This is a genomic window from Acinetobacter sp. IK40 (assembly GCF_035615075.1).
GTDB lineage: Bacteria > Pseudomonadota > Gammaproteobacteria > Pseudomonadales > Moraxellaceae > Acinetobacter > Acinetobacter courvalinii.
Window position 1 is genome coordinate 214,213 of the sequence record NZ_JANBOE010000004.1, and the last position, 25,800, is coordinate 240,012.

The window sequence follows — 25,800 nt, forward strand, 5'->3', positions numbered from 1 at the left end:
CAGATCGAAGCCATCGTTAAATAATGCATTGGACATAAAAATAGCCTAAGGAAATATCATGCTAAAGGATAAAAGTGTTTTGACTGCAATGATTCTGCTGGGTGCATCCACCTGCTTTAGTACAACTATTTTTGCTGCCCCTTTACAGATTCTGGAATTTAAAAAGGGACAACTGAGTTCAACTGAACAGACGCAGCTTTGTGAACAGGTCAAAGCACTATGTCAGAACAAACCACAATTGCTAAGCTTGAAAACACCTGATCAAGGTCTATGGTTATTATCTGAGGGCAATATTGCTCGGTTTGGTATTTCAACCACAGGTTTTAAACTGTTGAAACAGTGGCATATTCCATTGGCATCGGCGGAAGAAATGGCACGATCAGGACAGTATATTTTCCCTAAGCTATTTCCCATGGATCAGAATCGTTATGCCGTTGCAGTGATTAATACTTCTTCTGAAATGTATTCAGGTGGTGGGGCGGGAATTGAACGGGCCAGCTTTTATGAGTTAAAGGATTCTGGTCAGACGCATCGCTTTATTGAAAATTATCCTTTTAGTTTTAATCGTATGATTCGGGCCTGTTTCTCGGAACAGGATTATGAACGTTCGAAGGACAACTGTCATGATGAAGATGGTCTGAGTCTGGATATTCGTCCGATCAAGCCAATGCTTTGGCAATTCCGTTATCGCTACAGTCTGGATGTGTCACCTGCATCAGATTCGGGCGAGAAATCGTTTAAAGGCAGTCGTAACCTGAATATTAATTTAAACAAAGCCCCGCAGCAGCCAAATATACCCGCATCCTGGGATTATGCTGGTATGGAATAAATGCGCATGCAGGAATATAGGATTGTTGTAGAGGATCATTTTACACTTTGCCAAAGCTTTAAAGGCGTGGGCTTACGCAATTTACAGCGTCATAACAGATGATTTGCATCGTACATGGTACAAAGGGAAAGATTGCAATTTGGAACTGTGCTTATGTCTCGCATTTATTCTTCTACCCGCCGTAAATTTTCTCATCTGAGTCGTTCTGTTTTGATGGCTGCGGCTGTGTTGGGTACCACCCAAATGGCAACGGCAGGGCCAACAGTCGATCAACTGAGTGACTGTTTAGTAAAAGCCACAACGGCAGCGGATAAAACCACAGTGTTGCAATGGACGTTTAGTGCTTTAGCTGCGCATCCTGATTTAAAGGCATTCAGCAATGTCACGCCTGAGCAGAAAACCCAATTGGATCAGAAACTGGCGCAGGTGTTACAGCGTGTGATTGTGGAGCAGTGTTCGACGCAGACTAAGGCTGTGATCAAAGCTGAAGGAATTCAAGCAGTCGGTCAGGCTTTTCAGCAGTTAGGTCAGAGTGCGGGACAAGATATTGTCAAAGACCCAGCGGTCAGACAGCAGTTGCAAGGTACCTTACGTTATATTGATTTAAATAAATTGGTTACGACTTTTTTAACACCTGATATCTGGAATAAGTTGGGGATTACAAGGTGATTTAAGAAGAGGTATATACTTTTAATTTTATAATCGAGAATACAATAAAAAAGACAAATGAATCTTAAAAAAGATTCATTTGTCTTTTATCATTTATTTGATACAGATTTTTCATTTGATTTTTAAAAATTGTGACTCCGCCATAGCTAGGATGCCGTACATTTTCTATGGGGATGTCAGCTATTTTAATTTTTTTTAATGAATTAGCTGAGTCATTACCAATGCAAATAATTCTCTTTATCTTTAAAGAGGTAATCAAAGAATAGAGTATATTTAAACCAAAAATTTCCTCTTCTCTGTTGAATTTTCTATTACTAAGTTGATTGTTGTTTTCATGAGGATGGAAAGGATAAATATTCCAAAAAATTATATTGTTAGGAAGATCACTGAAAATTTCCCAGATAGTGTTGGCAGAGACTTCGGATGAAATGATTTTATTCTTTGATACGACTTTTAAGTCTAATCCTAATTTTAAATTAAGAGTCTCAATATTATTCTCACTGGTAAAAGGGATTCCAGTTCTTCTTCCACCTTTGTAACCTAAATCTCTTCCTATCCATAAATCAATAGAATCTAATTTAGAAAAATAATTTAAGTATTTTTCTAAATTTTTTTTACGAACTTTATAGGAATTTTGTGTGTCAAAAGTTTCACATGTATCTTTATACGGATTAAATGAATTTTTAAAATCATGATTTGATACTTCATGTATGAAAGATTTTAATTTATTTCTCATCATGGATTTTCTCGAATTCTATGGATCTGTTCATTAAATCAATATTAATAATTCCAACTTTATATTTGGTTAATTCCCTAAATACTTTAAAACCCTCATAAATCGCTTTTTTCCATAATGCGGGAGGACAGTTTTCTACTTCATACCCTTTTACAAAAAGCTGGACATTCTTTATTAGTTTTGTTGATATATCTTTAGGGTTTTCAAAGTAATTATACTCTTTTGCTTGATTAAAAATCCAAGCAGAAATCCCTTCTTCCACAACAATAGCTCTACCAGAATCCTCATTTTCATCAAAATCAGGCTTGCTTTTTCTCTTTCTTTTTAATAAGGAGCGAAATACAGGAGACCAGTGAAGTATTGCTGCATATGAGATATGAAATACATCATGATAACGATAATTATCTTTGTCTTTATGATTATCAGTTAGTGGATCTCCAAGAAATACATTCCCATACTTCATATGAATACGACCTGAAGAGCGTTGAACAAATTCAATTTTTATTTTATGAGGAAGCTGTTCATCCTCGGGAAAACTATGATCAAAAGTTTTCTCAATATCTGGGTACTCAGATTTAATTTTATCCCAATCAAAATTATCATTCTTAATTTTCTTTGAGTTGGTATTTATGATTTTTTTTAAATCTTTTTGATAGAAGAACAAAATTCTCCAAAAAGTTTTAAGAAAAGCGGTAAAGCTATTTTCCTCTTTGCTTTTTAATTCCTTAGATTTTTCATTTAAGCTAAATAGTAGTTGGTTTTTAAATTTCTGATGATCCTGTAAAGAATCTTTTTCGACAATAAAAGGTAGATACTTAGCTTCTATTTTCTCAAGAAATTCTGGTTTATATAATATTTGACTTGTCTTTTGAATTAATTCCTCCAAAGAAAATTCTAGCTCAATCGTTGCCATTGTGAAATACCATAGAATATCTCCAAGTTCTTCTTCAATTTCTAGTTGGGTGATCTTGGTTATTTCTCCTAAAGCTTCCTCTTTAATTTTTCTTTTAGAAATAGACAAGAAGCTACCTATTTCTCCATATAGTCCAAGTAAAGCATAATCGAAGCGATTTATCTCAATTTGACAAGTGTTTTTAACAAGATTTTGATATTCTTCAATAAAATTATTTCCACTCATTTGGCGTTCCCCATATTCCTCTTGGTAATTTATCCCAATAGTTTCTTAAATCCTCTTTAAAATCTGGATGAAATCTATTTTTATGATGTCTTTTAATCGAAATATTTCGATAAGTATCACTGTTGATATATAAATCTAAGGGGATATCTAAAGAGTTATTGCCAAAATAAACAAAGTTATCACTAATTAAGACTTTATCAACTTTCGTGTCGTGTAAAGTATTACTTAGATGTTGAACACCATTTTTATAAGAGTGATGGGAATCAATTTGTTCATACTCACTATTTTTTCCTTTATAGTAAATATTATCCCCATATTGTCTTTTGGGACTAGCTTTTATAATTGGTTTTTTTAATTCAAATCTTGGATCTTTGAAGTATTCATCAAAGCTTAAAATTTCAGTAACTTGCATTGCATAAATTATCTTTTTTGAATTGGCTTTTCGATACTTAGTTCCAGCTAATCCAAAAATTATATCTCCAACTTGGGCGGTTTTTCGTGTTCTTGGTTTACAGTCGGCTAGTGTGCAATAACCAAAGAAAGGGTTGGGTGCAAATCCAAAATCTCTATCTACTACATATGAAAAAAAATTCATTTTAATTTTTTACCTGTTTGACAGTTAACTCTAGTAATATCTTTTATTTCGATTTCTGAACAATCTGGTGCTTGCAATAAAACTTTTCTTTTTTCTAATAATGAGTCTAATTTGTTAATGTTTTCTTCACAAATAATTGAATCAAAAAGATTTTCTAATTTTTTAGGTAGATAGTTTGATGAAGCATCATGAGACCATATGCCTATTGTATATAGAGAGCTTCTAATCTTAACTAAAATATCTTCTTGGAATAAAGATAAATCTTGATCTATAACAACGATGATAGCTTGACTTTTAGCATCTAAATTTTCTGTATAGATATTACTAGTATAAGGAGAAGTCAAAACCTTTTTAATTTTCTCCGTCAAGTTTGTAGGGTTTGTACCATGTAGAATAATTGTCATATTAACTTCCATTAATTTTGTTATAAACTAAATGTATCATTTTTGTTTTTAAATGTATAATAAAATCTACTAAAAAGATTTTTATGTAACAGCTTTTGAAGGTTATTTTTATTTGTTAATCTGCCTAATTAAAAACTCTGTTAGTTAGGTTCACAAGCCTTACCTTCATATTGATAACGATGAACCTTATATTCTTGACCATCCCAGCGGAATACGGCAAAGCAAAAACCAGAACCTGCATTAATAAGATCTGGCCAACCATTTTTACCTGTAGTTTTTAGGAAAGTTGGAGTGCCTCGATTTTCGACAATCATTTTCCATCTCCCTTTTTTCTGTTGGGAGATGAGGTGGTAACCCACCATTTCTCGGCCATAGCATGTTGAATCAGCATCTGAAATGATGGCATCTTTTAGTCCATCACCATTTAAGTCTTGATATGTGGTGATTTCACCGATATCGCAGTTACCTTCCCAACCATATTTAGTTTTTTTAAAACCTGCCGCTTTAAAAATGGCCTCAGCATCGGCTTTAGAAACTTGAGGTGTTTGTGCAAAATTAGAATTGCTGATTAAAAGTAAACAGGTACTCAACAGTAATCTATTTCTCATAAGTTGAAGGATCATGTCTGTTTTAGTTTAAAAATTTATTGTGCAGGTATTTTATCCTATAAAAACCAAAAAACCCGCTCTAAAGCGGGTTTTCTTTTGCAGTTAGATCAGCTTAACCAATCAATTTTTTCATGAGTTCATTCACTTGAGCTGGGTTTGCTTTACCTTTTGCAGCTTTCATGACTTGACCAACCAGACCGTTAAAGGCTTTTTCCTTACCAGACTTGTACTCTTCAACCATTTTTTCATTGGCTGCAAGCACTTCTTTGATAATCGCTTCAATCGCACCGGTATCGGTTTCTTGCTTTAAGCCTTTTTCAGCAATAATGTCATCTGCAGATTTTCCTTCTGCTTCCCACATAAAGCCAAACACTTGCTTCGCGATTTTGCCGTTAATAGTGTTATCCACGATACGTGCAATCATGCCACCCAATTGCTCAGCAGAAACAGGAGAGTCCGCCAATTCCAGGCCCGCTTTGTTTAAAGCACCTGAGAATTCACCCATTACCCAGTTTGCTGATACTTTACCTTGCTTCGCACCGCCCGCAGCAGCCACAACCGCTTCGTAGAAGTCCGCCATTTCGCGTGACAGCGTCAATACATGCGCATCGTACTCAGTCACACCGAAATCAGCAATAAAGCGTGCACGGCGCGCTTTAGGCAGTTCTGGAAGGGCAGCACGTGCCGCTTCGATCTGCTCATCGGCAATGATCACTGGCAACAAGTCTGGATCAGGGAAGTAGCGATAGTCGTTCGCTTCTTCTTTCGAACGCATTGAACGGGTTTCCATTTTGTTCGGATCGAACAAACGGGTTTCCTGATCAATCTCGCCGCCGTATTCCAGAATTTCCATTTGGCGTTCAATTTCAACATTGATCGCTTGCTCAATGAAACGGAATGAGTTGAGGTTTTTCAACTCGCAACGCGTACCGAATGGTTGACCCGGACGACGCAATGACACGTTACAGTCGGCACGGAAAGAACCTTCTGCCATGTTACCGTCAGAAATACCTAACCAACGCACGAGCGTGTGAATTGATTTGATATAGGCAACCGCTTCTTCAACCGAACGCATATCAGGCTCAGATACGATTTCAAGCAATGGTGTGCCCGCACGGTTTAAGTCGATACCCGACATACCTTCGAACTGGTCATGAATCGATTTACCTGCATCTTCTTCAAGATGGGCACGAGTCACGCCAATACGCTTCACCGTGCCATCTTCAAGCTGGATGTCGATATGACCCAAGCCCACAATCGGATTATCCATCTGGCTGATCTGGTAGCCTTTTGGCGAATCTGGATAAAAATAGTTCTTACGTGCAAACACAGAGGCCTGATCGATATAGGCATCAATCCCTAAACCAAAGCGAATCGCAAGATCAACTACTTCTGCGTTTAATACTGGCAATACGCCAGGCATGGCCAAATCAACAAGGCTGGCTTGTGTATTTGGGTCTTGACCAAATTCAGTCGATGAACCCGAGAAGATTTTAGACTTGGTTGCAAGCTGAGTATGGATCTCGATCCCGATAACGACTTCCCAACCGTCAATTAGCTTTAACTTTTGAGCTTCAGTCATTATGCATTCTCCTCAGCAATTGCCGCACGTTTGCTATGCCAGTCTGTGTTTTGTTGATATTGATGCACAATCGACAGCAATTGTGATTCTGACCAGTAGTTACCAATCAACTGTAAACCGACAGGCAAGCTGTCTTTATCAAAACCAACCGGTGCGTTGATGGCTGGTAGACCCGCCAGGTTCACTGCAAGCGTATAGATATCGCCTAAATACATTTCAGTCGGGCTGAGGTTTGCACCGATTTTGTAAGCTGTGGTTGGTGCAGATGGCGCAGCAATCACATCGACATTTTCAAATGCCTTGAGGAAATCTTGCTGAATCAAACGACGTACTTTTTGTGCTTTGACATAGTAGGCATCGTAGTAACCTGCAGAAAGGGCATAAGTCCCGATCAGGATACGACGTTGTACTTCTGCACCAAAACCTTCTGAACGTGAACGTTTGTACAAGTCCATCAAATCCACAGGATTTTCACAACGGTAGCCATAACGGACACCGTCAAAACGTGACAGATTCGAAGAGGCTTCCGCAGGCGCGATCAGGTAGTACGTCGGCACATAGGCTTCAGTCATGTTGAGATCGATCTCAACAAGCGTAGCACCCATTTCTTCAAGCTTTTTCAAAGACTCTTCAACACGTGCTTTTACGTCTGCATCTAAGCCTGCAACGTTAAAGTACTGTTTAGGAATACCAATACGCAAACCTTTTACAGATGTGTTATTCAAGTTTGCAACGTAATCATCAACTTCTTTTTTAACCGAAGTTGAGTCTTTTGCATCGTGACCTGCCATTACATTCATGAGGTAAGCACAGTCTTCAGCAGAGCGTGCCATTGGACCTGCTTGATCTAAAGATGATGCATAAGCAATGATCCCGAAGCGCGATACACGACCATAGGTTGGTTTTAAGCCTGTTAAACCACAGAAAGAAGCAGGTTGGCGAATTGACCCACCTGTGTCAGTACCTGTAGCGAATGGTGCTAAATCAGCTGCTACAGCCGCAGCAGAACCACCTGATGAACCACCAGGAACGTGGTCAAGGGCCCATGGGTTACTTGTTGCGCCAACATATGAGCTTTCAGAGGTTGAACCCATCGCAAACTCGTCCATGTTCACTTTACCTAAAGTGACAAGACCAGCTGCTTTAGTTTTTTCAACAACAGTTGCATCGTATGGAGAGATGAAGTTGTCTAATATTTTTGAACCCGCAGTAGTTTTAATGCCTTTGGTACAAAAGATATCTTTATGGGCAAGTGGAATACCCGTTAAAGCGGTTGCATTACCCGCTTTTAAAGCTGCATCCGCTGCATCGGCTTCAGCAAGCGCTTGCTCAGGCGTAACCGTCACGTAGCTTTTTACCAGTGGGTCAATTTTAGCAATACGTTTTAAATAGTGTTCAGTCAATTCACGTGATGAAAATTGGGCTTGTTTCAGGCCTTCAGAGAGTTCACGGATTGATAAGCGATGTAAATCTGTCATATGAAAAATTTCTTTACATTCTAAATATAAAATATTGACTAATCGAATAAAACTTATTCAATTACGCGAGGTACGAGGTACAAACCTGCTTCAGTAGCAGGGGCGACCGCTTGATATTCATCACGATGGTTGCTTTCAGTCACAACGTCAGCGCGTAAAGGTTGCGGGTTATCAAATGGGCTCTTTAAAGGCTCAACATCATCGGTATTAATGCCTTTCAAGCTTTCCATCATGCCAAGGATTTTATTTAAACTTTGAGCATATTCAGCAGATTGCGTGTCATTGAGAGATAAACGTGCAAGGTGTGCGATTTGTGAGACCGTTTGCGCGTTTAAGTCTGTTGTCTGCTGAGCATCTGATGATGTAGACATAACTTTACCTAATTCAGTATTAAAAAATTTCAAAATATCGTGCGTTATAATAAGCGATTGACTTGTTCAAATCATCACATTTAGTTAAAGTTGCCACCTTGTATTCACACAAAGTTTAATTGAGAACGCCCCCGTGATTCTAAAACGACTAATTGGCTTGTTTTCGCCGGATTTAGCCATTGATTTAGGTACTGCAAATACACTTATTTATGCACCAGGCCGTGGCATTATATTAAATGAACCAACTGTTGTGGCAATTCGTCACAGTGGTTCACAAAAAATTGTTGCCGCTGTAGGTCTCGATGCTAAACAAATGTTAGGCCGTACACCAGCGAATATTTCAGCGATTCGTCCGATGAAAGACGGTGTCATTGCTGACTTTGAAGTAACTGAGACTATGTTGAATCAGTTTATTGGCAAAGTGCATGAAAAGCGTTTATTCCCACCAGCACCCCGTGTGGTGGTGTGTGTGCCATGTAAATCGACTCTGGTTGAGCGTCGTGCCATTCGTGAGGCTGTATTCAATGCAGGCGCACGTGATGTCCGCTTGATTGAAGAGCCAATGGCGGCTGCAATTGGCGCAGGTATGCCGGTTGAGCAAGCCTGTGGCTCGATGGTCGTTGATGTCGGTGGTGGTACCACTGAAATCGCCATCATTTCATTGCAAGGTTGTGTATACGCAGATTCATTACGTATCGGTGGTGATGTATTTGATGAACAGATCATCAACTACGTTCGTAAAGCGCACGGTTGTGTGATCGGGGAAACCACAGCTGAAGTGATCAAGAAAGAAGTGGGTATGGCTGTTACAGACGGCAAAACCCTTGAAATCGAAGTTCGCGGCCGTAATCTGGCAGAGGGTGTTCCTCGCGCAATTACCGTGACTTCTGATGAAATCACCCAAGCCATTGCTGATCCATTGCAAAGCATTGTCAGTGCGGTGAAATCTGCCCTTGAGCAAACGCCTCCTGAATTGTCTTCGGATATTGCAGAACGCGGTATCGTGTTGACCGGTGGTGGTGCATTGCTACGTAACCTGGATAAATTACTTGCGCAAGAAACAGGTCTGCCTGTGATTGTTGCAGATGATCCTTTAACTTGCGTTACTCGTGGTGGCGGTAAAGTTTTAGAGTTCTTTGACAATCCAAACCATGACATGCTTTTCGTTGGTTAAATCATAAGGACGAGGCGGTGCAACCGAATCTTTTTTCAAGACAACCGCCATCTTTTCGCTCATTTGTCATTGCGGTCATTACATGTCTGGTGGTGCTTTTCTTTGATTGGCGCATGCCCTATGTCATCCAACCCGCAAGGGATGTCTTGTATGCCGCGTATAATCCGATTTATGCGCTGGCAAGCTATCCTGTACTGTCGCGAGAATGGCTTAACCAACAAACCAAATCCGAAGCCCAATTGCGCCGTGAAAATACGGCCATGCAGGCTGAACTCCTTCAAGCACAAGTCCGTCTACAAAAGCTTTCAGAACTCTCTGCGGAAAATAACCGTTTAAGAGGGCTGTTGGATACGCCATTGATTATCGATGGTCGTATGCAGATTGCCGAAGTGATTGGGACCGATGCAGACCCATTGCGGCATATTATTATCATTAACCGTGGTTCCATGGATCATTTAAGAACAGGACAAACTGTGCTGGATGATAAGGGGATTATGGGACAGATTATTAATGTCTATCCACATAGTTCACGGATTATGCTGCTATCTGATAAAGAACATTCATTATCGGTACGTCTAGAACGTACAGGAATGCGTGCCATTGTCACGGGTACGGGTGATCTGGGACAACTTAAAATGGAATATGTGCCGACCAGTGCCAATATTCAGGTTGGGGACAAGGTCTATAGCTCTGGACTCGGTGAACATTTTCCGGCAGGTTACTTAGTGGGGACGGTATCCAAAGTCAGTCGACATACCTCGGGTGAATTTGCTGAAATCGACGTGGCACCTGCTGCCCAGCTGGCTAGTGGTCATCATGTGGTTGTCTTATTCTCGGAATCTTTAGCGCAGGAGCAACCGTATGCCGATCGCTAAACTGAACTATGAGAAACGTAAAGATCCACTGTTGATGATTATCCTGTCGATTGTGATAGGTTCCGTGTTGATGATCTATCCGATCCCTTATGAGGCATCTGGATGGCGTCCATCGATGATGTTGATGATCATGCTGTTCTGGATTCTTTACCAGCCGGTCTGGTGCGGGGTCTGGTTTGCCTTCGGGATGGGGCTTTTTGTTGACCTGTTGCTCGATGCACCGTTTGGCTTAAATGCCCTGAGTTTTGTACTGATTGCCTTTACGACACGCTATTTGATTCGTGAACGCCGCATTCTGACCTTTGGAAACTCCTGGGTGATTGCGGTACTGGCGATTGTTGCGCATATTACCTTTCTGTGGATTAGCCAGACCATTGCCGGAACACATTTCTCGATTGCACGTCACTGGCAACCTGTGGTGACAGGTGTGTTAGCATGGCCACTGGTTTATTATTGTTTGCATAAATGGCGCATATAATTCTCGCATCCAGCTCGCCGCGTCGGCAGGAGCTGTTGACACAACTAGGTCTGGACTTTGAAATTTACAGTCCGGATATCGACGAGGCTGTGCAGGATGGGGAAGCGGTTGAACACTATGTTGAACGTTTGGCCCGAGCCAAGGCGCAAGTGGTATTAGAGCAGTTTCCTGACGCCATTGTGATTGCGGCGGATACCAGTGTAAGTTTTGCGGGTAAAATTATTGGAAAACCGGAATCAAAACAGCATGCCTTTGAAATCTGGTCCATACTGTCTGGACAATGGCATGAGGTTTACTCCGGCCTCTGTGTGGCAACGTCTGCACAGGTGCTGAGTACCGCGGTATGCACTCAGGTCGAGTTACAGCCACTGAGTCCGGCAGAGATGGAAAAATACTGGGCGACTGGCGAGCCTGTAGGAAAAGCGGGCGCCTATGCGATACAGGGAATTGCTGCACAATATATTCCTCAGATTCGGGGCAGCTACAGTAATGTAGTGGGTTTGCCTCTTTATGAGACAGCACAGTTATTAGAAAGGGTTAAAGCCTAAGTATTGGAATACTGGGGATAACACTTTCGGATATAAGAATTTTTATAAAGTTTTGAGTTTGTTATGGCAGAAGAGTTGCTGATTAACGTCACCCCGATGGAATGTCGTGTGGCATTGATTGAAAATGGTACGGTCAATGAACTATTTGTTGAGCGTACGGTTAAACGTGGGTTAGTGGGTAATATCTACAAAGGTAAGGTGGTGCGTGTCCTGCCAGGGATGCAAGCGGCCTTTGTCGATATTGGTTTGTCTCGAACCGCTTTTTTGCATATTAATGATATGGTGTGGTCGCGTTCGCAACCCACCCCCAATGTCTTCGAGCTATTACATCCCGGGCAAATGCTGACGGTTCAGGTCATGAAGGACATGCTGGGAACCAAAGGTGCGCGCCTGAGCACTGATCTTTCCATTCCTTCGCGTTATCTGGTGTTGATGCCGTATGGCAATCACATTGGTGTATCTCAGCGAATCGAATCTGAAGATGAAAGGGATCGGCTACGTGGCATTATTGAAGGCATTCAGGCCGAGCATCATTTGCCGGGTAGTGTAATTGTGCGTACTGCCGCAGAAGGGGTGGATGAAGCTGCGATTGCGCAAGACATGTGCTATCTCAGCAAGTTATGGGAATTTATCCAGCGTAAACAAAAAGAAGCGGCGACGGCTGAACTGATTTTTGAAGAGTTACCTTTACCGCAACGCATTGTGCGTGATCTGGCCAGTGATGAAACGGCGAAAATTTATGTCGATTCACGCGAGATTCACGGCAAACTCAGTGAGTTTGTGGATGAGTTTGTGCCGACCATTCAAAACCGTTTGATTCACTATCCGGGCGAGAAACCGTTATTCGATTTATATAACGTCGAAGAAGATATTCAAAAAGCCTTGCAAACCCGTGTCGCACTCAAGTCGGGCGGTTATCTGATGATTGACCAGACCGAGGCCATGACCACCATAGATGTCAATACCGGTTCTTATGTCGGTGGGCGTAGCTTGGAAGACACGGTATTTAAAACCAATATGGAAGCCACGCAGGTGATTGCAAGACAGCTACGGCTGCGCAATCTGGGTGGCATTATCATCATTGATTTTATCGACATGCAAGAAGCTGAGCATCGAGAGGAAGTGATGCGTCAGTTTGAACGCATGCTTGAGCGCGATCATGCCAAGACTAAAATTACCCAGGTTTCCGAGCTCGGTTTAGTGGAAATGACGCGTAAACGGACCCGTGAATCTTTGGAACATTTACTTTGTGAATCATGCCCAACCTGTCAAGGACGGGGTTATGTGAAGACAGCAGAGACAGTATGTTACGAGATATTTCGAGAAATCTTACGTTATGCTCGTGCATTTGATTCCAAGGGTGGCTTTACTGTCGTTGCCCACCCCGCGGTCATTGATCGGCTATTAACAGCAGAAGCCCCAGCTGTCGCGGATTTAGAACATTTTATTAATCGTGTGATTAAATTCCAGGTGGAAAATCTGTATACGCAAGAGCAATACGATATCATTTTAACCTAAAGTTGTAACAAGATTTCGCTTAAGCCTTGTTACAACTGAAATTTTACTTTCTATCATGAATTTTAAATACTAGAACCATAGAATGAGCCATAGGTACTTTTGGGTCCCTTAGCAAATAATATGAGGTATATAATGATGAATGTAACTGAAAGATTAGTGAGTCACGGTTTTAAACACGTTTTAGATAGCACCCCTGTAAACACTTGCTACATGGTCGACAGTCAAGGTAAAGAAGTTCAGATTACCACAGCGATGATTCGCTCAGCCTGCCATCAGCTCTTACAGCGTTGCCGTACAATTAAAAAGTAAGGGGCTAACGAAAGCCCCTTAATTTATTCTGTTATTCTAATTTTTAACTTTTTGCACTTGTGGCAAATCTTGAATCGCCTGTTCAAAACGTTGAATCTCTTCTTCTAAATGTGTCAGTAAATTCTGCATTTTCGGCAAAGCATTACGACATGCAATCAAACCGACTTCCAGTTTATCCAGATAACTGGTCATGGTGATATTCAGTGCCTGACCATCCATCACAATCGATGCAGGATAGAGTGCATCCAGTTTGGCACCATTCCAGTACAATGGCTCACGCGGGCCGGGTACATTTGAAATCACAAGGTTAAAGGCCTGACGCTTCGGCAACATACCTGAGGCAATGTTTAAACCTGCAGGTCCATAGACGACTGCGCTATAGTTTAAAATTTCATTGGCGGTCATACGACTAAAGCGCTGCTTTGAGTTCTGTACGCTACGGCGAATGATGTCGAGACGTTCAATCGGGTCTTCGATATGAGTCGCAAGATTGGCCAGAATCATGGTAATACGGTTGCTGACATCAGAATCATCGGTACGTAAAGACGCAGGCACCATCGCAATCAGTGGCTTTTTAGGCAAGCTATTGTGACTGAGCAGATATTCACGTAATGCGCCCGAGCAGACGGCCAAAATTACATCATTCAGGGTTACGCCCAACGACTTGGCAATACGGCGGAAACGTTCCAGTTCAAATGATTGTGCTGCAAAGCGACGTGAAGAACTCACGCGTTGATTCAGGATAGAGGGCGGTGCCTGAAAGGTCGAGACATAGTCCGGATTTTTGCCCATCTCTTTAAAGATAGTTTGTGACAGCTCCTGCATGACCTTTGGAGCCACTTCAAGCTGGGATTTAATGCCTTCCATCACGCCTTTAATTTTGCTCACCGTCGGTGGCTTAGGCGCTTTTAAACGTTTAGTTCTTTTGCCTTCTACACACCATAACGGTACAACATGCTTTTCATTTGGATCATGAGAAAGCGATTTTTCAATCAGACGCATGCCTGCCACGCCGTCGACCATGGCATGGTGAATCTTGAAATACATGGCAAAACGGTTGCCTTCAATACCCTCGATAATGTCGCAGGTCCAGAGTGGTTTGGCCCGATCAATCAAGGAACTATGCTGCTGAGAGATATATACCAGCAGTTCACGGATACGTCCTGGATTTGGCAGGGCAATGTGACGGAAATGATGATCCAGATCGAACTCGCTATCCTCACCCCAGAATAAACCATTCAGCTGATTGTTGAATGGCGGCACAGGAATACTCTTGGACTGACGAATTTCCTCAACTAAATCATGTACAAAGGTCGATGATGCATTTTCAGGAAGCTCAAATAGAAACAATCCCCCTACATGCATAGGCTGTTGCCGTTTCTCTAATGAGAGAAAAATAAAATCAATGGGGTGTAGTGGGCGCATAGCAGATCTAGCCTCTCATCGCATTTTTTATAAGATACTCTATGAGTTCTTATTCGTCTTATTGAACCGTTCTGCGCAGTATATACTGTTTGTTCTGGTTAAAATATGACTTTGTACAGACGAGTCAGGAAAAATAAAACCACTGACGAATCAGTGGTTTTATTTTAATACGGAGCGAAAATCAGTGATTTAGGTGCAAACCGCATTCACGATGTTCTTCACCTTTGGTCGGATCAAAGTAATCTTCATTGTCCGGTAAATTATGTTTTTGCATATATTCCCATAGGTCTTTTGAGGTCCATTTTAATAATGGAGCAACCTTGATCAGGCCATCTGGATTAATGCTGACAGGATTCATTTCTGCACGTACAGCGGTATCGGTTGCACGTAAAGCGGTAAACCAGACTTTAGGCGCAGTTTCACGGATTGCACGTTCAAACGGCTCTAATTTTACTTCAGCAGTAAAGGCTTCATGTTTTGGATCATCGAGTGCAGGAACAGGACCTTCCAGTGCTTCACGATGTGCGCGTGAACGCTTTGGTAAGTAGGTAAGAAGGTTCAAGTTCAGTAACTTGGTAATTTCATCCACATATTTATAGGTGGTTTCGGTATTGTAACCATTATCCATCCAAACCACCTGAATATCAGGTTTGACGCGGGTCAACATATGCAAAATGACAGCTTCAAATGGACGGAAATTCGTTGTCACAATGGCCTTTTCATTTAAGCTTAATGCCCATTCAATTAGTTTTTCAGCATCATTGCCAAATTCTGTATTGATTTGATCCAAATTTAAAGTCATAACACGTTGCCTTTTATGCTCATCGGTCTTCGTCGTTTACACGACATACTGCCTTCTATAGTAATGTAAATATGTCGGGCCGGATATGTCCGTGAAGGAAATTCTTATTCAAAAAATCTATGGTTAGACCATGAAAAAAGGGCAATTGTTGAGCACATCTCCATGCTAAACTAGCGCAATTTTTAACACATAGGATAGTTGAATAAGCATGGAAATCGTATGCCTAGATCTTGAAGGGGTTTTAGTTCCAGAAATCTGGATTAACTTTGCAAAAAAAACAGGGATTAAAGAACTTGAGGCAACGACACGTGATATTCCTGATTACGATGTGTTGATGACTCAGCGTTTGAATATCTTAAAACAGCATGGTTTGGGCTTAAATGATATTCAGGCCGTGATTGCAGATATGGGGCCTTTTGAGGGTGCGAAAGAGTTTGTTGAATGGGTACGTACACATTTTCAACTGATCATTTTATCTGATACTTTCTATGAATTTGCTCATCCACTCATGAAACAGTTGGGATGGCCAACGATTTTCTGTCATAAGCTTGAGACAGATGAAAATGGCATGATTACCGCGTATAAATTACGTCAACCTGATCAAAAGCGCCAAGCAGTCAAAGCATTACATGGCTTAAACTTCCGTGTTATTGCGGCAGGTGATTCTTATAACGATACCACCATGCTGGGTGAAGCGGATCATGGTTTCCTGTTTGATGCGCCAGACAATGTGATTGCCGAGTTTCCACAGTTCCCACCATTGCATGGTTATGAGGCATTAAAGCAGGCGATTCGTTCTGTATCACAACGTGATATTCCAGAATAATGAATCCATTTGATTGCTGATTTTTTAAAACTCCAAAATAATAAAAGGCGCTTAAAGCGCCTTTTATTATGGGTTAATCATTAGAACTTATAGCCAATTTTTAAGCCGTAGGCGATCGCATCATTATTTTCAAATTCAGCTACATACCCCGGTGTATTAAATTGAGAACCTGATTGCGCTTTGGCATCACCGAGCCAGAAGTATTTTACGCCACCCGCAATAAAGGTTGCAGGGGTAGGGCTATATTGCACACCTACACCGACATTCCAGTAGCCTTCTGTTGGGCCTAATGTGGTCACAGGGTTACCTGCACCAGAGTCCCAACCTACAGAGAGGTTGCCAGCCCATTGATCGTTAATTTTGCGACCAACGCCTGCAGTAATCGAGTATTGATCTTCGGTATAGGCCACCAGATCGAAACCGTCTTTTTTGCCTGTTGAAGCAATGATTGGTGGTAAAGTCGAAGCAGCACCAAATTTATACGGACGAATCGCAAAGTCTTTCCAGTTCACCCAACGTAAATTCGCGAATGCAACTGTGTTTTCCATGATTCCAGTTTGGAAATCGAGGTTAACCGATTGAGGTGTAGTAATTTCTGTCACACCTTCTGAGTTATTAATTTTATTTAAAACAGCATCAAAACCAGCATTACCAGTCATACCCGCTACACCATGCGTTTCATAAGCATTCATTTCATGCTTGATCTTGGCGCGATAAGTTAGAGAGGCTTTAAGCGCAATCTCAGGGATTTGATATGCCACCCCAGCTAACCAGCCCACTGCTTCATCACGGCCTGTTTTAAAATCATAACCGCTATATGCACTATAGCTTTGACCGCGTAATAACACGGTACTGTCTAAGGTTTGATAAACCGCACCTGCATACAGGTTCCAGTTCTGGTTCGGCTGGTAACCGAATAACAGGTTTAAGTTTTCAGTATCCACGGTAACGGATGTGCCACCTTTAAACGGGACAGGGCGGCTTTCGATAAAGTTACTATGACCTGTATATTCTGCATCGGCACCATAAGGTTGATCATAGATCAAACCAATTGAAAATTTGTCAGTTGCTTGAATTTTTAAGGCTGCATTAGGCGAGTAATAATGGTTCGCCATATTACCTGTATGGTTTTGCGAGATATCTTTACCTGATACATTGGGATCAAGAATGGTAATACCTGCTTCAAAATAATTGTTGGGTTGCAGGAATGCTGCAATGGATTGGCCCGAGCGATCCAGTGCTGCGGCAAATGTTGTCGTTGTTGGAACCAAGCTAAGTAGAAGAGCCGTTTGAATAGCATTCAGCTTCATTAATATGTTCTCTCAAATCACTTTGTAACAGAATGGCGCGAAAAGTATCATAATTTTTATGGGCTTAAATATTTTACAAATGTCAATAAATGAACTGGCAAGGTCACCAAAAATACTTGAGCATTCATGTTTTATCTAGATGGATTGTGTGTGAGAAATGAGCAGGGGGATTTATCTATTCTTTTGATTTTATTTATTAAAATTGTATAAAAAAAGGCCATCCTGAGATGACCTTTTGATTTAAATCATTTGATTAGAATTTATAACCAATTTTTAAACCATATGCGATTGCATTGTTGTCTTCAAACTTAGCTACATAGTCATCGCTACCTGCTTGAGCACCAGTTTGCGCTTTAGCATCGCCTAACCAGAAATATTTTACGCCACCCGCGATAAAGGTTGCGGGAGTCGGGCTGTATTGTAAGCCTACACCCACGTTCCAGTAACCTTCAGTTGGACCAAGTGTCGTGACAGGGTTACCTGCACCAGAGTCCCAACCTACAGAAACGTTACCAGCCCATTGCTCGCTCAGTTTGCGACCAACACCAGCGTTTACAGACCATTGGTCATCAGAATATTCAACAAGGTTGAAACCATTTTGTTTCCCAGGGACTAAACCAGCACCACCCAATACTTTCGATAATTCTCCAAATTTATAAGGTTGGATTGAGAAATCTTTCCAGTTCACCCAGCGAATATTTGCAAATGCAACTGTATTGGCCATGATACCTGTTTGGAAATCAAGGTTTACCGATTGAGGAGTTGTGATTTTCGTTTTCTTATCAGCATTTAAACCTGCAAGTTTACTTGGATCAACACCTAGACCTGCAAGTACATCAGTTAAACCAGGGAAGCCTAATAATGAAAGATCCTCTCTGATTTTTACATCATGATCAATTTCAGAGCGATAAGTTAAAGATGCTTTAAGTGCAATTTCTGGAATCTGATAAGCAGCACCTGCTAACCAGCCCACACCAGTTGTTTCTTTAATATCAGCATCATAGCCATTATAAACACTATATGCTTCACCACGTAGTTTTACACTACCTTTTACTGTTTGAAGTACAGGACCTGCATAGAAATTAAGGTTATTATTTGGTTGGAACCCGAACACCATTGAAAGGTTTTGGGTGTCAACTTGAACTTCTGTATTATTGGAGCCAGTACTTGAGCCAAGATAACCCTTAGCTGCATTTAATGCGGCTTGAGTTTGCTGTAACTTTTGTAATCCACCTGCGACTGTAGCATTACCGCCTTGAGCAACTTGTTGTAGCGCACCTAAAACTTCTTGTTGGGTTGGATTTGCTGGATCTCCACCAGTAGCTCCAGTAACCGCTTGTAGTGCTGGTCCAAATGATGAACCAGCCGCTTGAATTAATTGGTTAATTGATCTAGTTGATAAATCATTTAAAGATTTTTGATTCAAAACACCGTCATTTGGATTTGATACAAAAACATTGTCGCCACTATATTTTGCATCGGCGCCAAATGGTTGATCATATAATAAACCGAAAGAAATATTATCAGTCAGTTGAAGTTTTAAAGCTGCGCTAGGGAACATGTAATCGTCGCCCATATCGCCAATTTTACGTGTAGTTGACGATGTACCAGCTTCTTGACCTTTCACTGTTGGGTCTAAAACTGAAATCCCCGCTTCAAAATAATTACCCGGCTGTAAAAATGCAGACATAGATTGACCTGAACGGTCCAACGCTGCTGCAAAAACTCCTGTTGCAGGTAGCGTTGCTAAGATCATGGCAGTGCTAAGATGTTTTAATTTCATTTTTAATCTTTCCTTGAACTTCAAGATTCTTAAGTGTTAAGAAGCTATGATCTGACAACAAAAAGTTATCTATCGTGATTGGCTATAACTTCATGTAACAAAAATACCATAATTAAAATAAGAGTAAATGTTCTAAATGAACTCGACAGTATGAGCAGATCGCTGAAAGTGGACAAAAATAAATCTTAAAAAATTTATATACATATGTGTTTTTATTGGTAATGTGATGATAAATATAAAATATTATTCTAAAATAATAATCATTTATTTTTGCAGTTTTGAAAAAAAGTTTTTTATTTGGTCAAAGATTTTTTGTAAAAAATGAGATTTATTTCTTCATGATTTAAGTTTTTGGTGTTTTTTAAGCCAATTTTCAGAATTCAAATAATTTTGCTGCGAAAGCCGTATTGTACGGGGACTGCCACATTTCAATTTATCTAGGGCTAAACAGCAGAGATGCAAGGCCACATAAGACTAAAATAAAAAAAGCATCTCATGACAAGATGCTTTTTTAAACCTACTGTTGATACAGAGGTTATTTGATATTCGGATCGCCCTGTTTCAAGAAGAAACGTAAGGCCAGCTTTTGTACCCAAGTACCATACGGAGGATAGAACAGTTGGGTCGGGAAGAAACGATGACGGGCAAACACTGTTTTGGCATGTGAAAGTTCTCGGAAGCCTTCTTCGCCGTGATAAGTCCCCATGCCTGAGTTCCCAATACCACCAAAAGGTGCATCATGATTGACCACATGCCAGCCCCAGTCATTGATGGTGACCCCACCTGAGTGAGTCTGCTTGAGAATATAATCTCGTTCACCGGCATCATGGCTAAAATAATATAAGGCCAGCGGTCTTTCGCCTGCACGAATATATTGAATGGCCTCATCTAAAGTATCGTAGGTGACAACAGGTAACACAGGACCAAACAATTCCTCTTTTAAAATCCGCATGTCTGCTGTGCAATTCAATACGATATGTACCGGCATACGGCGTGCATCTTTGTCACGATCATATTCACCGCAGGCAATCACCTGTGCACCTTTGGCTTGTGCATCATCCAGTATCTCTAATAAACGTTTGAGATGACGGTCATTTACAATCGAGGTGTAATTAGAGTTCGTGCTGATATTTGCACCATACATGCTGGTAAAGCTGGATTGGCATTCAGCAACGAAGTCATCCACCTTTTCTTTTGGCACTAGTGCATAGTCAGGGGCAACACAGATCTGACCACAATTGGTCGCTTTACCATGTAATACCCGCTTTGCTGCATCGGCTAAAGGATAGTTACGGCTAATCAGGGCCGGGGATTTACCCCCCAGTTCCAGTGTTACCGGGGTCAGGTTGTCTGCCGCTGCACGCATTACCACACGTCCAATCGCAGGTGAACCTGTAAATACGATATGGTTAAAAGGCAAAGAGGTAAATTGGGCTGGATCTAAAATTTCTTCACCAAACACCGCCACTTCATCTTCCCTAAACACTTCGGCCAGCATACGTTTAACCACGGCATTGGTTGCTGGTGTCACTTCAGGCAGTTTAATCATGACCCGATTGCCCGCAGCAATTGCCGCAATCAGAGGACCTAAAGCCAGATAAACCGGGAAGTTCCATGGCACAATCACGCCTACCACACCTTTGGGCTGATATTGCACACGAAGATGATTGGATAAAAACAGCAATTCAGTATGGCGTTTGCTGGGACGCATCCAGCGTTTTAAGTGGCGAATCGCATGTTCTGCTTCGAGTACTGAACCGAGCAGGTCGAGTAATTTTGACTCATCAACTGAGCGTGAACTAAAGTCACTATTGATTGCAGTTGCAATCACATCTTGATAACGGATGATTTGTTTTTTTATTTGGACGAGCTTGCTGCGACGATCATCCAGCTCCGGATAAGGCTTGGCATCAAAAGCACGACGTTGTTGCTTAAAAACCGAATACATATGTTCAGTTGCCGAATCAGTCAAAGCGTGGGAAGTTGAAAGTGTCATTTGTTGCTCCTTTCATGCTTATTAGTAGAATAGACTTTATGATTGATGTGCTTTCTGGTCGATGTTAAATTGAGACAACAAAAAGTAATTTCGTGCCATTATGCATCATCACTCAAGGAAAGAGGTGAGAAAATGCGTAAATCAGCTGCTGGACACAATGTGATTGAAGAGGGCTATGATGCTCCAGATACCGACTCGGGAATTCCCTTACTTGGCTTAAGCAGTTTGCTCAATGAAATGCAGCAGCAGGGATATCCGATACCCGTTGTGCTGGAAGGAACGGGGATTGCCGCTGAAGCCTTGACCAGTGCCACCTCTAATGTCTCTCAATATCAGAAGTTAAAACTTTTTCAGAATATCCAGCGCCTGTCTAGAGACCCTCTGATCGGAATACGTGCCGGACAAAAGCAACGCTTATCTGATTTTGGGGTATATGGCTATGCCTTATATGCATCGCGCAATCTGCAACAGGCTGCTGAGTTAGGGATGCGCCATATCAAGCTTGCAGGCCCTGTACTCAAAAAAACCTTTTATATTCAAAATAACACGGCCATTTTCGAAGGTCATGAAATTATTGCGTTGGGTAAGCTGTTACCGTTGGTGTGCGAGTTCTGGTTCAGCTCCATTCAAACCCTGATTGAATGTGTATTGGAAGCCCCGTTTCAAGCGCAAAAACTGTTGCTGCCTTATCCTGCGCCGGCCTATGCCGAAGAATATCAAAAAGCCTTCCGTTGTCCGGTGGAGTTTGATGCTGATGTGATGCAGTGGCATTTTGCACTTGAGTGGCTAGATCAACCCTGTCCCAATGCCAATCCGATTACGGCGGACATGTGCCAATCCTTTTGTGCGCGAATGCTGGGTACAGCGGATGAGTAACAAGAGCCGGAATTGGTACGTACCATTCGCCTGTTACTATTGGATGCGGTCGGGGGCTTTCCGACCGCGCAAGCAATCGCGGATCAACTGCATTTATCCAAAAGGACCTTATACCGTCGTCTGGCAGATATCGAAATGAGCTATCAGGAGATTTTAGATAGCACCAGAAGACGACTTGCTGACGAATATTTGGCCACCAGTTTGAGTGTGGATGAAATTGCGGAACGCTTGGGATTTTCAGATACCTCGAATTTCAGGAAAGCTTACCGGAACTGGGTGGGTATTTCACCAAATGAATATAGAGCGCATAAAAACAGGATAATTGAATAAGAAAAATAGGTTTTATTCTCAAAATATGAATTTACGCTTTTATTTTCTGATATAAATTAGAAAGTATATTGTTATAATTTTCCAGCCCTTTTAAATAAGCAGATAGCCGCTTGTATTTTAGCCAAGCGTGTCGCCGGATAATTAAATGATATTTATTTTAATTATCATTCAATAAAATGTGTTAAATTTTAATCAAAAATTGCACCATAATGTGTCATTATTTTATCCAATATAGCTCATTTAAAAAGCTTATTTTGATTGAGGGATATATAATAATATTTTAAAAATCATAAATTTGATAATAATGAACCCACTTTAATTTTTAAAACATTTTTCATGTGAATGGGTGGGTTGTACATATAATAAAATTAAATGAATTGCTTAAAGTTAAATCGCATAGAATCGGTCCTTAATTCGGGTAAGGTGTTTACCCATAAAAAAAACTTATCAGGCTAAGGATTGCTTTAAATGCTGACTTTTTTAGGTATCAGCATGATCATGTGTTTCATGTATTTGATCATGTCAAAACGTCTCAGTGCATTGGTTGCATTAATCTTAATCCCTTTTATCTTCGCTATTATTGCCTGGGGCTTAGGTTTCTATTTTGAAAGTCTGAGCCATATTCAGCTGGCTGAGCTTGGAAATACCATGCTGGATGGTATTAAGAAGCTTGCTCCAACAGGCGTAATGCTACTTTTCGCCATTTTATATTTTGCTTTAATGATCGACTCGGGCCTATTCGATCCATCGGTCAGATGGATTTTGAAGAAAGTCAAAGGTGATCCACTAAAAATCACTTTAGGAACGGTTTTTTTAACCCTGCTGGTATCCTTGGATGGTGACGGTTCAACCACCTATATGATCTGTGTGGCAGCCATGATGCCATTATATAAACGGGTGGGGATGAATCCGCTGATCATGACCTGCTTGATGTTGTTGTGTAGTGGTGTGATGAACCTTACGCCATGGGGCGGGCCAACCGCACGTGCAGCCAGTGCGCTTCAGGTCGATGCCAGTGATGTTTTTATCCCGATGATTCCATCTATGGTGATTGCAGCAGCCTGGTTATTCTTCCTGGCCTATCTCTATGGCAAATATGAGCGTAAACGTCTGGGCGTGATTGAACTGGTGGATATTAGCCATGCGGACAACATCTCCATTTCCAAAGATCCGGAAGCACAACGTCCGCACTTACGCTGGTTTAACGGTATTCTTACCTTGGTACTCATGGCGTCTTTGGTAAAAGGGATTTTACCGATGTCGATCCTGTTTATGCTGGGCTTCTGTATTGCATTGGTGGTGAACTACCCATGCGTCAATATGCAGAAAAAACGGATTGCGATGCATGCGGATAGCGTATTGGCCGTGGTCGGTGTGATTTTTGCTGCAGGTGTATTCACTGGTATTCTATCGGGTACGGGCATGGTTGAAGCGATGTCGAAAGGCTTCGTTGCTGTGATTCCGCCAAGCTTAGGACCTTATCTGGCACCGATCACTGGGGTTTTGAGTATGCCTCTAACCTTCTTTATGTCGAATGATGCTTTCTATTTTGGTGTGTTACCGATTTTGGCTGAAGCAGCATCACATTATGGAATTAGCCCGGTTGAAGTAGCACGTGCCTCGATTATTGGACAGCCGATTCATTTATTATCTCCACTGGTACCTTCGACCTATTTATTATGTGGTTTAGCCTCTGTTGAATTGGCCGATCATCAAAAATTTACCTTGAAATGGGCATTTATTACCTGTTGCGTACTCATGGGTAGTGCTTTGATATTTGGTGTTTTTCCATTTTATAATCTGTAATTCTGATTATTCATGTGCTTTTATCTCGAAAATATAAAAGCACATCATTTGATTTGAATCCCTGTTTATTTATTTTTTGCTTGGAATAGAGCGAAACAGATTTGTTTTAATTTTTTTTTGAGATGGTTAGGAAGATAACAATGAAGATGAGAATTTTATTCGTCACAATGATGAGTATTGCAGCAAGTTCTGCATTTGCAGCGCCAAAATTATATGGCGAAATTGATGCCAGTCTGGATTATTTACCCGAAATGAATGCTCATTCATCCAACCGCGATGTATGGAAAGTGAACAGTAATAGTTCATTTGTCGGGATTAAAGGTGAAGAAAAATTAACCGAACATTTAAGTGCTGTTTATTTGGCTGAATGGGCGTTTTATGCCGATGGTGATAAAACCGACTGGTCGCAACGTAATCGTTTTATCGGTTTGAAAGATGATCGTTTAGGTACACTTAAAGTAGGTAAACATAATACCCCATTAAAAGATTTATCCAGCCCAGTTGATAGTTTTAATAACTATATCAGTAATAAAGCCGATATCACGGGAATTATGACCGGCGAGAACCGGGTCAATAATGTCGTGGTGTATGACTCTCCTGAGATTGCATTATATGAAGGTAATCTGGAAGCGAGTGTATTGCTGGCAACAGGTGAGAGTAAAGGGATTGAGGATGACGGGCATGGTGGTGTCAATGTGGCTGGACGTGGTTTGGGCGATGCCTGGTCTGCCTCGTTGAGCTATAACCATCCGATGTTCTTGGTTGGTGTTGGTTATGACAAGGCAATTCCAAGTGATTTCTTGGGACATGGCCTGTTAAATAGCAAAGACACCGAAACTAAAGTTGATGAAGTATTTGCCGCAGCTGATACGGTACGTGTGATTGGACGTTTGACGCCAATCGAAGGACTGGCATTAAAAACCCTATATCAAACCTCTAAAGTGAATTTAAAGAAGGGATATGATGAGGCGGCTGTTGATATTGATGATTCACAAGGCTGGTTAATCGGTGCTGAATATAAGTTGCCTAATCAGTCAAAATGGGCAGTCAAGGCGCAATATAGCCAGAACTCAACCAGTTTTAAAAATGGTGCCGCTGACTTCGAGGCCAAGCAAATACTTGTCGGTACGGATTATGCCTTTAATAAACAAGTGAAAGTCTATGGTTATGGTGGATATTCAACTTTTGAGCAGGCCAATGCTAAAGATAAGCAACCTGTAGTCGGTAGTGGTTTAGAATTTAAATTCTAACAAAATTAAAAATTAATCTGAATAAATAGAGGTGATTGACTCTATTTATTCAGTGAACTGGATGATCATTTCCAATCAAGACGT

The 25,800-nt window shown here is 41.2% G+C and carries 24 protein-coding genes and 1 pseudogene; 12 read left to right on the forward strand and 13 right to left on the reverse strand.

The window, feature by feature from the left end; genetic code table 11:
* Positions 1-58 precede the first annotated feature (58 nt).
* Positions 59-829 carry a hypothetical protein gene (locus MSG93_RS09255; RefSeq protein WP_324621483.1) on the forward strand — a complete coding sequence of 257 codons (771 nt, stop codon included), beginning with the start codon at positions 59-61 and terminating at the stop codon, positions 827-829.
* A gap of 153 nt (positions 830-982) precedes the next feature.
* Positions 983-1,498 carry a hypothetical protein gene (locus tag MSG93_RS09260; protein ID WP_324621485.1) on the forward strand — a complete coding sequence of 172 codons (516 nt, stop codon included), beginning with the start codon at positions 983-985 and terminating at the stop codon, positions 1,496-1,498.
* 64 nt (positions 1,499-1,562) lie between these two features.
* On the opposite strand, the gene MSG93_RS09265 is transcribed toward MSG93_RS09260, so the two are convergent.
* The 8 genes from MSG93_RS09265 to gatC form a co-directional block, all read right to left on the reverse strand.
* Positions 1,563-2,237, reverse strand: a complete 675-nt coding sequence (locus MSG93_RS09265) for a uracil-DNA glycosylase (RefSeq protein WP_324621486.1) — start codon at positions 2,235-2,237, stop codon at positions 1,563-1,565.
* Positions 2,224-3,372: a hypothetical protein gene (locus MSG93_RS09270; protein ID WP_324621488.1), complete on the reverse strand. Its 1,149-nt coding sequence runs from the start codon at positions 3,370-3,372 to the stop codon at positions 2,224-2,226. Before MSG93_RS09270 ends, MSG93_RS09265 begins: the two co-directional genes overlap by 14 nt.
* The gene (locus MSG93_RS09275) at positions 3,359-3,967 is read right to left on the reverse strand and encodes a hypothetical protein (RefSeq protein ID WP_324621490.1); all 609 of its coding nucleotides are present in this window, start codon (positions 3,965-3,967) and stop codon (positions 3,359-3,361) included. Before MSG93_RS09275 ends, MSG93_RS09270 begins: the two co-directional genes overlap by 14 nt.
* Complete coding sequence (locus tag MSG93_RS09280) at positions 3,964-4,371, reverse strand: hypothetical protein (protein WP_324621491.1); 408 nt, start codon at positions 4,369-4,371, stop codon at positions 3,964-3,966. Before MSG93_RS09280 ends, MSG93_RS09275 begins: the two co-directional genes overlap by 4 nt.
* Before the next feature lie 140 nt (positions 4,372-4,511).
* Positions 4,512-4,994 (reverse strand): hypothetical protein, encoded by a 483-nt coding sequence (locus MSG93_RS09285; RefSeq protein WP_324621493.1) that lies wholly within the window; start codon positions 4,992-4,994, stop codon positions 4,512-4,514.
* Between the two features lie 97 nt (positions 4,995-5,091).
* The gene (gatB, locus tag MSG93_RS09290; RefSeq protein ID WP_324621495.1) at positions 5,092-6,561 is read right to left on the reverse strand and encodes an Asp-tRNA(Asn)/Glu-tRNA(Gln) amidotransferase subunit GatB; all 1,470 of its coding nucleotides are present in this window, start codon (positions 6,559-6,561) and stop codon (positions 5,092-5,094) included.
* On the reverse strand, positions 6,561-8,039 hold the full coding sequence (gene gatA / locus MSG93_RS09295) for an Asp-tRNA(Asn)/Glu-tRNA(Gln) amidotransferase subunit GatA (RefSeq protein WP_324621497.1): 1,479 nt from the start codon (positions 8,037-8,039) through the stop codon (positions 6,561-6,563). The genes gatB and gatA overlap by 1 nt, the downstream gene beginning before the upstream one ends.
* Positions 8,040-8,092: 53 nt before the next feature.
* Positions 8,093-8,410, reverse strand: a complete 318-nt coding sequence (gatC, locus tag MSG93_RS09300; RefSeq protein WP_004652310.1) for an Asp-tRNA(Asn)/Glu-tRNA(Gln) amidotransferase subunit GatC — start codon at positions 8,408-8,410, stop codon at positions 8,093-8,095.
* A gap of 133 nt (positions 8,411-8,543) precedes the next feature.
* Here gatC and MSG93_RS09305 point away from each other — a divergent pair, with 133 nt between their 5' ends.
* The 6 genes from MSG93_RS09305 (at position 8,544) to MSG93_RS09330 (ending at position 13,312) form a co-directional block, all read left to right on the forward strand.
* On the forward strand, positions 8,544-9,584 hold the full coding sequence (locus MSG93_RS09305; RefSeq protein ID WP_005226999.1) for a rod shape-determining protein: 1,041 nt from the start codon (positions 8,544-8,546) through the stop codon (positions 9,582-9,584).
* Between the two features lie 17 nt (positions 9,585-9,601).
* Entirely contained in the window at positions 9,602-10,459 is an 858-nt protein-coding gene (gene mreC / locus MSG93_RS09310; RefSeq protein WP_005227000.1) for a rod shape-determining protein MreC, read from the forward strand.
* Complete coding sequence (gene mreD / locus MSG93_RS09315; RefSeq protein WP_005227001.1) at positions 10,446-10,937, forward strand: rod shape-determining protein MreD; 492 nt, start codon at positions 10,446-10,448, stop codon at positions 10,935-10,937. Before mreC ends, mreD begins: the two co-directional genes overlap by 14 nt.
* Entirely contained in the window at positions 10,925-11,485 is a 561-nt protein-coding gene (locus MSG93_RS09320; protein ID WP_032875020.1) for a Maf-like protein, read from the forward strand. Before mreD ends, MSG93_RS09320 begins: the two co-directional genes overlap by 13 nt.
* A gap of 63 nt (positions 11,486-11,548) precedes the next feature.
* On the forward strand, positions 11,549-13,003 hold the full coding sequence (rng, locus tag MSG93_RS09325) for a ribonuclease G (RefSeq protein ID WP_005227003.1): 1,455 nt from the start codon (positions 11,549-11,551) through the stop codon (positions 13,001-13,003).
* Positions 13,004-13,138: 135 nt separating this feature from the next.
* On the forward strand, positions 13,139-13,312 hold the full coding sequence (locus MSG93_RS09330; protein ID WP_104021909.1) for a PA1571 family protein: 174 nt from the start codon (positions 13,139-13,141) through the stop codon (positions 13,310-13,312).
* A 36-nt stretch (positions 13,313-13,348) separates the two neighbouring features.
* Here MSG93_RS09330 and MSG93_RS09335 read toward each other — a convergent pair whose 3' ends face one another.
* Both MSG93_RS09335 and MSG93_RS09340 read right to left on the reverse strand, forming a co-directional pair.
* Positions 13,349-14,737 carry a wax ester/triacylglycerol synthase family O-acyltransferase gene (locus MSG93_RS09335; RefSeq protein WP_324621502.1) on the reverse strand — a complete coding sequence of 463 codons (1,389 nt, stop codon included), beginning with the start codon at positions 14,735-14,737 and terminating at the stop codon, positions 13,349-13,351.
* A gap of 181 nt (positions 14,738-14,918) precedes the next feature.
* Positions 14,919-15,539 (reverse strand): phosphoadenosine phosphosulfate reductase family protein, encoded by a 621-nt coding sequence (locus MSG93_RS09340; RefSeq protein ID WP_324621503.1) that lies wholly within the window; start codon positions 15,537-15,539, stop codon positions 14,919-14,921.
* Positions 15,540-15,747: 208 nt separating this feature from the next.
* Between MSG93_RS09340 and thrH the strand changes: the two genes are divergently transcribed.
* Positions 15,748-16,365 (forward strand): bifunctional phosphoserine phosphatase/homoserine phosphotransferase ThrH, encoded by a 618-nt coding sequence (thrH, locus tag MSG93_RS09345; RefSeq protein ID WP_005296503.1) that lies wholly within the window; start codon positions 15,748-15,750, stop codon positions 16,363-16,365.
* 80 nt (positions 16,366-16,445) lie between these two features.
* Here thrH and MSG93_RS09350 read toward each other — a convergent pair whose 3' ends face one another.
* The 3 genes from MSG93_RS09350 to MSG93_RS09360 form a co-directional block, all read right to left on the reverse strand.
* Positions 16,446-17,675 (reverse strand): OmpP1/FadL family transporter, encoded by a 1,230-nt coding sequence (locus MSG93_RS09350; RefSeq protein WP_324621505.1) that lies wholly within the window; start codon positions 17,673-17,675, stop codon positions 16,446-16,448.
* 253 nt (positions 17,676-17,928) lie between these two features.
* Positions 17,929-19,458, reverse strand: a complete 1,530-nt coding sequence (locus MSG93_RS09355) for a hypothetical protein (RefSeq protein ID WP_005288703.1) — start codon at positions 19,456-19,458, stop codon at positions 17,929-17,931.
* A 535-nt stretch (positions 19,459-19,993) separates the two neighbouring features.
* Entirely contained in the window at positions 19,994-21,454 is a 1,461-nt protein-coding gene (locus tag MSG93_RS09360) for a coniferyl aldehyde dehydrogenase (protein WP_324621506.1), read from the reverse strand.
* Positions 21,455-21,586: 132 nt separating this feature from the next.
* On the opposite strand from MSG93_RS09360, the pseudogene MSG93_RS09365 reads away from it, so the two are divergent.
* The 3 genes and pseudogenes from MSG93_RS09365 to MSG93_RS09375 all read left to right on the forward strand — a co-directional run bounded on the left by MSG93_RS09365 (position 21,587) and on the right by MSG93_RS09375 (position 25,716).
* Positions 21,587-22,660 (forward strand): annotated as a pseudogene (locus MSG93_RS09365) (AraC family transcriptional regulator ligand-binding domain-containing protein).
* 468 nt (positions 22,661-23,128) lie between these two features.
* Complete coding sequence (locus tag MSG93_RS09370) at positions 23,129-24,466, forward strand: CitMHS family transporter (protein ID WP_005227013.1); 1,338 nt, start codon at positions 23,129-23,131, stop codon at positions 24,464-24,466.
* A 140-nt stretch (positions 24,467-24,606) separates the two neighbouring features.
* Entirely contained in the window at positions 24,607-25,716 is a 1,110-nt protein-coding gene (locus MSG93_RS09375; RefSeq protein WP_324621508.1) for a porin, read from the forward strand.
* Positions 25,717-25,800: the final 84 nt, after the last annotated feature.

Excerpts from the sequence above, each read along its gene's own strand:
- MSG93_RS09330 (WP_104021909.1), top strand. The coding sequence starts at position 13,139 with ATGAATGTAACTGAAAGATTAGTGAGTCACGGTTTTAAACACGTTTTA.
- MSG93_RS09270 (WP_324621488.1), bottom strand. The coding sequence starts at position 3,372 with ATGAGTGGAAATAATTTTATTGAAGAATATCAAAATCTTGTTAAAAAC.
- rng (WP_005227003.1), top strand. The coding sequence starts at position 11,549 with ATGGCAGAAGAGTTGCTGATTAACGTCACCCCGATGGAATGTCGTGTG.
- MSG93_RS09285 (WP_324621493.1), bottom strand. The coding sequence starts at position 4,994 with ATGATCCTTCAACTTATGAGAAATAGATTACTGTTGAGTACCTGTTTA.
- gatB (WP_324621495.1), bottom strand. The coding sequence starts at position 6,561 with ATGACTGAAGCTCAAAAGTTAAAGCTAATTGACGGTTGGGAAGTCGTT.
- MSG93_RS09360 (WP_324621506.1), bottom strand. The coding sequence starts at position 21,454 with ATGACACTTTCAACTTCCCACGCTTTGACTGATTCGGCAACTGAACAT.
- MSG93_RS09335 (WP_324621502.1), bottom strand. The coding sequence starts at position 14,737 with ATGCGCCCACTACACCCCATTGATTTTATTTTTCTCTCATTAGAGAAA.
- gatC (WP_004652310.1), bottom strand. The coding sequence starts at position 8,410 with ATGTCTACATCATCAGATGCTCAGCAGACAACAGACTTAAACGCGCAA.
- thrH (WP_005296503.1), top strand. The coding sequence starts at position 15,748 with ATGGAAATCGTATGCCTAGATCTTGAAGGGGTTTTAGTTCCAGAAATC.
- MSG93_RS09355 (WP_005288703.1), bottom strand. The coding sequence starts at position 19,458 with ATGAAATTAAAACATCTTAGCACTGCCATGATCTTAGCAACGCTACCT.
- MSG93_RS09320 (WP_032875020.1), top strand. The coding sequence starts at position 10,925 with ATGGCGCATATAATTCTCGCATCCAGCTCGCCGCGTCGGCAGGAGCTG.
- gatA (WP_324621497.1), bottom strand. The coding sequence starts at position 8,039 with ATGACAGATTTACATCGCTTATCAATCCGTGAACTCTCTGAAGGCCTG.
- MSG93_RS09370 (WP_005227013.1), top strand. The coding sequence starts at position 23,129 with ATGCTGACTTTTTTAGGTATCAGCATGATCATGTGTTTCATGTATTTG.
- MSG93_RS09340 (WP_324621503.1), bottom strand. The coding sequence starts at position 15,539 with ATGACTTTAAATTTGGATCAAATCAATACAGAATTTGGCAATGATGCT.
- MSG93_RS09260 (WP_324621485.1), top strand. The coding sequence starts at position 983 with ATGTCTCGCATTTATTCTTCTACCCGCCGTAAATTTTCTCATCTGAGT.
- MSG93_RS09350 (WP_324621505.1), bottom strand. The coding sequence starts at position 17,675 with ATGAAGCTGAATGCTATTCAAACGGCTCTTCTACTTAGCTTGGTTCCA.
- MSG93_RS09375 (WP_324621508.1), top strand. The coding sequence starts at position 24,607 with ATGAAGATGAGAATTTTATTCGTCACAATGATGAGTATTGCAGCAAGT.
- MSG93_RS09275 (WP_324621490.1), bottom strand. The coding sequence starts at position 3,967 with ATGAATTTTTTTTCATATGTAGTAGATAGAGATTTTGGATTTGCACCC.
- MSG93_RS09265 (WP_324621486.1), bottom strand. The coding sequence starts at position 2,237 with ATGATGAGAAATAAATTAAAATCTTTCATACATGAAGTATCAAATCAT.
- mreD (WP_005227001.1), top strand. The coding sequence starts at position 10,446 with ATGCCGATCGCTAAACTGAACTATGAGAAACGTAAAGATCCACTGTTG.
- MSG93_RS09255 (WP_324621483.1), top strand. The coding sequence starts at position 59 with ATGCTAAAGGATAAAAGTGTTTTGACTGCAATGATTCTGCTGGGTGCA.
- MSG93_RS09280 (WP_324621491.1), bottom strand. The coding sequence starts at position 4,371 with ATGACAATTATTCTACATGGTACAAACCCTACAAACTTGACGGAGAAA.